The 9,648-nt window shown below is 36.3% G+C and carries 8 protein-coding genes and 1 rRNA gene; 1 reads left to right on the top strand and 8 read right to left on the bottom strand.

Annotated elements, in window-relative coordinates; genetic code table 11:
• Positions 1 to 13: 13 nt before the first annotated feature.
• A 5S ribosomal RNA gene (gene rrf / locus CD155_RS12360) occupies positions 14 to 128 on the top strand.
• Positions 129 to 641: 513 nt separating this feature from the next.
• Here the strand turns inward: rrf and ilvA are convergent.
• The 8 genes from ilvA to ilvB all read right to left on the bottom strand — a co-directional run bounded on the left by ilvA (position 642) and on the right by ilvB (position 9,638).
• A complete protein-coding gene (gene ilvA / locus CD155_RS12355) occupies positions 642 to 1,910 on the bottom strand; it encodes a threonine ammonia-lyase IlvA (protein WP_070830543.1) in 1,269 nt (422 codons plus the stop codon).
• Between the two features lie 15 nt (positions 1,911 to 1,925).
• Positions 1,926 to 2,495: a 3-isopropylmalate dehydratase small subunit gene (gene leuD / locus CD155_RS12350; RefSeq protein ID WP_070830541.1), complete on the bottom strand. Its 570-nt coding sequence runs from the start codon at positions 2,493 to 2,495 to the stop codon at positions 1,926 to 1,928.
• The gene (leuC, locus tag CD155_RS12345; protein WP_103213455.1) at positions 2,496 to 3,866 is read right to left on the bottom strand and encodes a 3-isopropylmalate dehydratase large subunit; all 1,371 of its coding nucleotides are present in this window, start codon (positions 3,864 to 3,866) and stop codon (positions 2,496 to 2,498) included.
• Positions 3,867 to 3,883: 17 nt separating this feature from the next.
• A complete protein-coding gene (leuB, locus tag CD155_RS12340) occupies positions 3,884 to 4,927 on the bottom strand; it encodes a 3-isopropylmalate dehydrogenase (RefSeq protein ID WP_103213454.1) in 1,044 nt (347 codons plus the stop codon).
• The gene (locus tag CD155_RS12335) at positions 4,927 to 6,459 is read right to left on the bottom strand and encodes a 2-isopropylmalate synthase (RefSeq protein WP_070830535.1); all 1,533 of its coding nucleotides are present in this window, start codon (positions 6,457 to 6,459) and stop codon (positions 4,927 to 4,929) included. Before CD155_RS12335 ends, leuB begins: the two co-directional genes overlap by 1 nt.
• A gap of 26 nt (positions 6,460 to 6,485) precedes the next feature.
• Positions 6,486 to 7,490, bottom strand: coding sequence for a ketol-acid reductoisomerase (gene ilvC / locus CD155_RS12330; RefSeq protein ID WP_002445299.1), 1,005 nt, complete (start codon positions 7,488 to 7,490; stop codon positions 6,486 to 6,488).
• Positions 7,491 to 7,617: 127 nt separating this feature from the next.
• Complete coding sequence (locus tag CD155_RS12325; protein ID WP_070830533.1) at positions 7,618 to 7,851, bottom strand: ACT domain-containing protein; 234 nt, start codon at positions 7,849 to 7,851, stop codon at positions 7,618 to 7,620.
• On the bottom strand, positions 7,851 to 9,638 hold the full coding sequence (gene ilvB, locus CD155_RS12320) for a biosynthetic-type acetolactate synthase large subunit (protein ID WP_103213453.1): 1,788 nt from the start codon (positions 9,636 to 9,638) through the stop codon (positions 7,851 to 7,853). Before ilvB ends, CD155_RS12325 begins: the two co-directional genes overlap by 1 nt.
• Between the last annotated feature and the right edge of the window lie 10 nt (positions 9,639 to 9,648).

Here is a 9,648-nt window from a genome sequence, read left to right as displayed (position 1 = left end):
ATTCATTCACTTGTCTGGTGACAATGGCAAGGAGGTCACACCTGTTCCCATGCCGAACACAGAAGTTAAGCTCCTTAGCGCCGATGGTAGTCGGACTTACGTTCCGCTAGAGTAGGACGTTGCCAGGCAATTAAATCGTATGGATGCGATGAGCCGAATCGAGACCGAAAGGTCTCTTTTTTTATACCCAAAAACTAATCGGCGCCCCGAAAGGTACAAAAGCGATTAGCTATAGAGAAAGAATAATTCTCTGCGAAGAGAAAGCGATTGAAGCTGATGAATTAAGGAAAGAGCGCAACGAGTTTAGTCGAGCTAAATGAGTCAGCGAGAGACGCGAATGAAGAAAGATGCGAACGCTTGACTCAAGCAGAGGAAGCACCTTAGCGCCAGATGGTAGCCCGGCATACGTCTAAAGAAAAATAAGGATAGTAATCCTTAATTTTTCTTCCTTAATGGCATAAAGCCATTAAGAACCACTGAAATAATTGCCAGGCAAGTCAGAGACCGAAAGGTCTCTTTTTTTATGCCCAATAATAAAATTATAATTACACAATTCATTTCAAATAAAAAACTCGAAAATGATTACCTGCACGTCACAGAATCATTTTCGAGCAATATTAATTAAAGCATATATTATTAGCTTAAATAAGTAAGGAATATAGCATTTTATTTTCATTAATATATATATTAGAAGGATCAAAGTGGTTCACACGTTCTTTTAATTGAATAAGGTCACTATGATGCTTAAGTTGAATACCAATAATGACTGTACCCGTAGTTTGAGATGTTTTCTTTAGATATTCAAATTTAGTAATATCATCTTGCGAACCTAACACGTCATTTACAAACTCTCTTAAAGCACCAGGTCTTTGAGGAAAGTTTAATATAAAATAATGTTTCATTTCTTCAAATAAAAGTGAGCGCTCCTCTATTTCTTTCATACGATTGATATCATTGTTACCACCACTGACGACACAAACGACTGTTTTACCTTTAATCTGCGTTCTATAATTTTCAAGGGCAGCTACACTTAGTGCACCTGCAGGTTCAGCTACAATAGCTTGCTTAGAATACATATCTAAGATAGTAGAACATACAGCGCCTTCATCTACTTGAACGTAATCGTCTACGTTATCTTTAGCAATTTCAAATGTAATATCTCCAACTCTTGCAACTGACGCACCATCTACAAACTTATCTATATGATCTAAAGTAACGATACGTTGATTCACAACGACTGATTCATACATACTACTAGCACCAGCAGGTTCTACTCCAATAATTTGAGTAAGTGGGGAGTATGCTTTAAAATATGTGCTAATACCTGAAATTAGGCCTCCACCGCCGATAGCAGCGAATAAATAATCGAATTTCACGCCATCTTCTTTAGATTGTTCAATGATTTCTTTCGCAAGTGTACCTTGTCCAGAAATTGTATAAACATTGTTAAATGGATCAATGAAGTTCATTTCGTGTTCTTTAGTATAAGTGAGCGCTTCCTCTAAACAATGATCAAACGTATCACCAGTTAATACAACTTCGACATTGTCACTACCAAAAAATTGTACCTGGTTGATTTTTTGAAGTGGTGTGGTTACCGGCATGAAAATAACGGCTTTTAAATTTAATTTTTTAGCAGTGTAAGCCACACCTTGTGCATGATTACCTGCACTTGCGCATGTAATGCCTTTATTTTTAGCTTCATCAGATAATACTGAAATTGCATTGTAGGCACCTCTTAATTTGAACGAACGCACCCATTGAAGATCTTCTCTTTTTAAATAAACCTTGCAATCATATTTTTGAGAAAGATAGTGATCAAGTTGTAATGGTGTTTCTTTGGCGATATCTTTAAGACGTAAAAAGGCTTCATCGATATCTTGAGTTGAAACGGTCGTTTTTACTGTCATAATATTCCACACCCTTTAAAATGTTTTTTCATATTTTTCTATTAAATCTTCATATTGTAAAGTAATGGCAATATCATCAAGTCCATTTACTAATTTATTCTTCCATGTTTCATCTATTTTAAAATTAAAGGTTTGTACAGGAGATGAAACGGTTTGAGCAGGTAAATCAATGGTTACTTCTTCGAATTGAGCTAAATGTTCACGAGCTTTCTTTTCAAGAGCAATAGGTAACATTGCATTCTTAGTACAGTTCATATAAAAAATATCACTAAAACTGCCAGCAATAATAATATTAAAGCCGTAATCTTTTAATGCCCATGCAGCATGTTCACGACTAGAGCCGCATCCGAAATTATCTCCTGTAATTAAAATAGATGCCCCTTTGTATTGTGGCTTATTAGGATTAAATTCTGGATTATCTGAGCCATCAGGTAAATAACGCCACTCATCAAAAGCAAATGGGCCAAAGCCTGTCTTTGAGATTCGTTTTAGGTGGACTTTAGGGATTATTTGATCTGTATCAATATTGTCATAGAAAAGGGGGACAACCTTACCTGTATATGTTGTTATAGGTTGAATATCCATTTATACGACCACCTTTCTTACATCTACAAATCTTCCATTAATAGCTGCAGCAGCTGCCATTGCAGGGGAGACAAGATGTGTTCGTGCACCTTTACCTTGGCGTCCTTCAAAGTTTCGATTACTTGTTGAAGCACAATGAACACCTTCAGGAACTTGGTCAGGATTCATCCCTAAACACATTGAACATCCAGGCTCTCTCCATTCAAATCCAGCTTCTTTAAAAATAACATCGAGACCGAGAGCTTCAGCTTCTTTCTTAACTGTTCTTGAACCAGGAACAACGATAGCAGTGATATTAGGATGAACTTTATTTCCTTTAACGATACGACTTGCTTCTAATAAATCAGATAATCTTGCATTGGTACATGATCCAAGAAAAACATATCCTAATTCAATATCTTCGGCTTTTTGACCAGGTTTGAGGCCCATATAATGATATGCGCGTTCATCGTTTGAATCTTTGATTTCAGGAAATGGACTACTGAAATTGACACCCATTTCAGGATTTGTTCCCCAAGTTACTTGAGGTTCAAGGTTAGAAACATCTAATTCAATGACTTTATCAAAATGTGCATCCTCATCTGAATAAAGTGTTCTCCACCAATCAATAGATTGATTAAAGTTACTTGCATAAGGACGGCCTTTAACATATTCAAATGTAATTTCATCTGGTTGCATCATGCCATACTTTGCTCCGGCTTCAATAGCCATATTACAGATTGTCATACGTGCTTCCATAGACAAACTTTTTATTGTTTCTCCTGTAAATTCAAGGGCATATCCAGTACCAAAATCTACACCATATTGGTTAATTAAATAGAGTATAATATCTTTAGCATAAACACCTGTAGGTAATTGGCCATTAATATCTATCTTCAAATTTTTAGGTTTTGTTTGCCATAAAGTTTGAGTTGCAAAAACATGCTCAACTTCGCTTGTCCCAATACCGAACGCAATTGCACCAAATGCACCATGTGTAGCTGTATGTGAGTCACCGCATACAATTGTTTTACCTGGTTGTGTCAATCCAGTTTCCGGTCCAACCATATGAACAATACCTTGCTCATCAGATCCCATATCAAAGATGTGTACCCCAAAATCTTTAGCATTTTTCTGTAATGTCGTAATTTGTTTATTAGCAATCTCGTCTTTAATATTGAAAATATCAATAGTAGGAACGTTATGGTCTAATGTTGCGAAGGTAAGATCTGGTCTTCTAAGTTTTCGATTTTGAATTCTGAGTCCCTCAAATGCTTGAGGAGAAGTAACTTCATGTATGAGATGCAAATCTATATATAATAATTGAGGTTCACCTTCGTTTCCGTGTAGAACATGTTTATTCCATACTTTATCGAATAGTGTTAGTCCCATCATACTTCTCCTCCCTTTTATGAATATTGATTCTTTAGTAGTTTAAATATTTCTGAAGTTTTGTATTGACCACCTAAATCAGCAGTCGTTTTACCAGATTTAATTAAAGCAAAGACATGGTCTTCAAGTTCTTTGGCAGCTTTAGGTTGGTTCAAACTTTCCCTTAAACAAAGTGCTAATGACAGAATCATGCCAAATGGATTTGCAATGTCGTGATTTGCAATATCTGGCGCAGATCCATGGATGGGTTCATACAAGCGAGTTCCTTGATTACTGAAACTTGCTGAAGGTGATAATCCAAGAGAACCAGGAATCACTGATGCTTCGTCACTTAGAATATCCCCAAATAAATTTTCGGTGACGATGACATCAAATTGCGTAGGTCGAGTGATTAAATGCATACTGCAGGCATCTACTAAAAGATGATTGACTTCTACATCTGGGTAATCTGCTTTAACTTCTTCAACAGTTTGACGCCATAGTTTACTAGAAGATAAAACATTTTCTTTGTCTACAGAAGTTAATTTTTTTCTTCTATTTTGTGCTAAGTCGAAAGCGACTCTTACAATTCTTTCAATTTCCTCACGCGTATAAGTTAAAGAGTCTAAAGCAGAAGTAGCATCATAGTGACTCGGTTCACCAAAATAAATACCACTAGTTAACTCTCTAACAATAACTAAATCAGTTCCTTTGACACGTTCCTCTTTTAAAGGAGAAAGGTGACTTGTCCCCTCAGTGACAATGGTAGGACGGATATTTGCGTATAAATTTAATGATTTTCTTAATTTCAGTAACCCATGCTCTGGTCGATTGTTTGGATTAGTCCATTTCGGACCGCCTATAGCACCTAATAAGATTGCATCAGCATTTTTACATGCTTCTAATGTTTTATCAGATAGGGGAGTGCCATAGTTGTCTATGGCCGCCCCTCCAAAATGATGTTCTTCAAGTTGATATTCAAAATCATATTGTTCACTAATTAACTTGAGAAGTTCTAAAGTACCATTTAAGATTTCTGGACCAATCCCATCTCCCGGAAGTGCAACGATGTGATAACGCATTATTGAATACCTTCCTTTTCTTGATTTTCAGATACATATTTAGCATGGGCTTCAATATAAGCTTTGCATGATGCTTGTAAAATATCGTGATCGAAACCAATACCATTGACAGATTTTCCTTCGATAATTAAGCTCACATGTACTTCAGCTTGCGCATCTGTACCTTCTGTAACGGAGTCAATTCTATAATCAATGAGCTCTGTTTGACGTTTGAAAATGCGATCAACAGCATTATAAATGGCAACAATTGAACCAGTACCAATACTTGAATCTTGATAAGTTTGTCCGTTGTTATCTTTAATAACTACAACAGCACTTTGTAATCCTTTGGATACATATTGAAGTTGTAAATTCTCAAGTTGATAGATTGCATTTTGTTCATGTTCAGAACCTTGAATAATTGCGTGGATGTCACGATCTGATACTGCTTTCTTCTTATCAGCAACTTCTTTAAATTGCTTGAATAGCGCAATTTGATCTTCAGGACTAATGTCGTATCCTAGTACTTTTAATTTTTCTGCAAAAGCGTGTTTACCAGAAAGTTTACCAAGTGGTAATTCAGTAGTACTGACACCGACTAATTGAGGTGTCATGATTTCATACGTTTCACGATGTTTCAGTACACCATCTTGATGAATACCAGATTCATGACTAAACGCATTTTGTCCAACGATGGCTTTGTTTCTAGGTACTCGTATGCCCGCATAACGTGAAATAAGATCAGATGTTTTTTTCGTTTCACCAAGTTTAATTTGAGATTCTATACCATAATGATCACGTCTAACATATAGTGCTAGCGCTACCTCTTCGAGTGCAGCATTTCCTGCACGCTCACCGATACCATTGACTGTGCCTTCAATACGTCTTGCACCACCTTCAATAGCTGCTAAACTATTTGAAACCGCCATTCCTAAATCATCATGACAATGTGCACTAAATACGATTGGATTATCTGAATGAATGGATTCAGTTAATGTTTTAAAAATTTGACCATATTCAGTAGGATAGCTAAATCCTACTGTGTCTGGGATATTGATGATTGTTGCACCAGCATCCACAGCAGTTTGAACACAATCAATTAAGAAAGGAATTTCAGTTCTCGTCGCATCTTCAGGAGAGAATTGTACGACTTCGAAATATTGCTTAGCATATGATACATGTTCTTTGATAGATTCTAATACTTCCGCTTGAGTCATTTTTAATTTATGTTCTAAATGGATAGGTGAGGTAGCTATAAAGACATGAACTTGAGGTTTAGCTGCTAACTTTGTAGCTTCATATACTGCATCTATATCTGCTTTTTTACATCTAGCTAATCCACAAACAGCAGTTGTAGTTAATGCCTTTGCAATCGATTCAACAGATTTGAAACTACCTGTACTTGAAGCGGGGAATCCAGCTTCAATCACATCTACACCCCATTTTTCTAATTGCTTTGCAATTTTTAATCTTTCATCAAATGTAAAGTTGACACCTGGCGTTTGTTCTCCATCTCTAAGTGTTGTATCAAAAATTTGAATATGGTCTTCCATTTTAAAACACCTCTTGAATTTAATAATTATTTTTCAATGCTTTTAGATTTAATAAATGGCATCATTTCACGAAGCTCACGACCCACCGCTTCAATTTCATGACCATGTTGTTGTTCACGTAATTGATAGAATTCTTTAAAGCCATTTTCATTATCTTTAACAAAACGATTAGCAAAGTTACCGTTTTGGATATCTTCTAATACAGTTTTCATGTTGTTTTTAACTTCTGGAGTGATGACACGTGGTCCAGATACATAATCACCAAATTCGGCAGTATTTGAAATAGAATAGCGAACGTTTTCCATACCGCCTTCATACATTAAATCAACGATTAATTTCATTTCATGTAATACTTCGAAGTAAGCTAATTCTTTTTGATAACCAGCTTCTACTAAAGTTTCAAAACCACTTTGAATTAATTTATGGATACCACCACAAAGTACAGCTTGTTCACCGAATAAATCAGTTTCAGTTTCTTCTTTAAATGTTGTTTCAATAACACCAGCACGTGTAGCACCAATACCTTTGGCATAGCTTAAAGCGATGTCACGTGCATTTCCAGTAGCATCTTGTTGAACACCAAATAATGAAGGTACTGCACTGCCTTCAACGAATGTACGTCTAACAAGATGGCCTGGTCCTTTAGGAGCTACTAAAAATACATCTACATCAGCAGGAGGTTGAATAACACCAAAGTGAATGTTAAAACCGTGGGCGAAAGCTAGTGCATTACCTGCTTCTAAGTTAGGTGCAATTTCGTTTTTGTATACGTTACCTTGGATTTCATCTGGTAATAAAACCATAACGACATCTGCTTGTTTTGTAGCTTCACTTACTGGATACACATCGAAACCATCTTTTTTAGCTTTATCGTATGAGTGTCCAGGACGGATACCGATGATGACATCATAGCCACTATCTTTTAAGTTTTGCGCGTGGGCATGTCCTTGTGAGCCATATCCGATTACTGCAATTTTTTTACCTTGTAATGCGTCTTTAGTTACAGATCCATCATAATAAACTTTTGTCATAGTAAATTCCTCCAATTACTTCATATAAATTCAAAATTTTCAAAATATTTATATTGTAAAAATGAGTAAGATGTTAGTTATGTTTAAATATTCAACTTTTTACAACACTAGCGCATCAAATCATTTTTTATATACTTGTAACACTTAATACATTAATTTGTTGTTCTAATTTCTTTAAAAGAATATTGAAAGCAGTGTCATCGTCAATATTGACCTTAAGTTCCATATTGGAAATACCATCTTGTTCTGAGCGTTTAACATGTAATTCATCAATGTTACATTGTAATCTGACAAATGCGCTTGTAATACGATTTAATGTGCTAACTTGATCAGCGACAACGAATTGAATTGTGCGTTTCATTATAATCCCTCCATCTCATTGTTCGATTTACCGCTTGGCACCATCGGAGTAACAGGTTCAACAGGGGAGATACGCACTTCAATCAATGCTGGTCCTTCATGAGCAAATGCTGCGTCAATTTGAGACTCGAGCTTGTCAGGTGTATCAATTAAGTATCCATTGATGCCATATGCTTCAGCCATTTTCATAAAATCGGGTTGATCATTAAATACGGAATGTGAGAAACGTTGATTAAAGAATTTATCTTGCCATTGTTTAACCATACCTAAAGTGCCGTTATTAATTAAAACGATTTTTACATTTAAATGATATTCAGGTAATAATGCCATCTCTTGATTAGTCATTTGGAAACCGCCGTCACCAACAAAGCAAACCACTGTTTTATCTGGTTCAGCGAGTTGTGCACCAATGGCTGAAGGTATGCCAAATCCCATTGTTCCTAAACCACCGCTAGTGACCCATTGTCCATGATTTTTAAATGGATAGAATTGTGCTGCCCACATTTGATGTTGTCCTACGTCTGTAGTAACGATGGCCTCTCCGTGAGTAATCTTTCCAATATATTCAATGGCTTTTTGAGGTTTACTGAACGTAGAATCGTCGTCGTCATATTTAAATGGATGTTTCTGCTTATTGGCTTTACAGTATTGAATCCATTGTTCATGTGGGGCTGTTAAGACATTTTCAGAGAACAAAGCTTCTAAAACGCGTTTACAATCAGCGACAATACCTAAATCTGTATCAATGACTTTATTGATTTCAGAAGGGTCAATATCTACGTGCACAATCTTAGCATTAGGTGCGAATGCATCAGGTTTACTAGCAAGACGGTCATCAAATCTACTACCTAAGTTAATGAGTAAATCACATTCTGTAAGAGCCATATTACTTGCGTATGAGCCGTGCATACCACCCATACCTAGGAATAGGGGATGTTCGTACGGAATAGCTCCTAAACCTAAAAGTGTCGTGACGGTTGGAATTTGGTGTTTAGTGACAAATTCTGTTAATCGTTGATTAGATTTAGAATGATTAATACCTGCACCGGCGAGAATGACAGGTCTTTCTGCTTCTTTAATATAAGAAACTAATGTTTGAATATCTTCAGCTTCTGGCTCGCTCTTTACATCATATCCTGGTAAATTGATTTCATTGGATAGTCCTACGTTAGTTGATAAAATACCCATATCTTTTGGGAAATCGATCACTACTGGACCTTTTCTTCCTGAATTGGCCACATGAAAGGCTTCATGTACGATTCTAGGTATATCTTCAACATTTTTGACTTGATAATTTTGCTTAGTAATCGGGGTAGTCATCGAAAGTAAATCAGCTTCTTGGAATGCATCTTTACCAATTCCAGGTGTTGCAACTTGACCAGTAAAGACTACTAAAGGTAACGAGTCACTATGAGCATCAGTGATACCTGTAATAGCATTCGTAGCTCCAGGACCACTGGTTACTACAACAACACCCGTCTTACCTGAAACACGTGCATATCCTTCAGCAGCATGCGTCGCACCTTGTTCGTGTCTAGCTAAAATATGTTTAATTTGACCATCATAGAATGTATCATACAGCGGTAACACTGCACCGCCTGGATAACCGAAAATGAAATCCACATCTTCGTGTTGTAATGCTTCGACCAAAAGTTTAGAACCACTTCGCATTTGATTCACTGTTTGCGATTTTAAATATTCAGGTTCTGTAGATTTAGCAACTTTTAAAGTGTCAGTTGCATCTGTGTCTAATGTAGTAAATGAGGGACTTTCTTTTTGATTAGACATTTTTATCATC

Origin of the sequence: Staphylococcus caprae, assembly GCF_002902725.1 — a bacterium.
Taxonomy (GTDB): Bacteria; Bacillota; Bacilli; order Staphylococcales; family Staphylococcaceae; genus Staphylococcus; species Staphylococcus caprae.
This window is presented reverse-complemented; position numbering and strand designations above follow the sequence as displayed.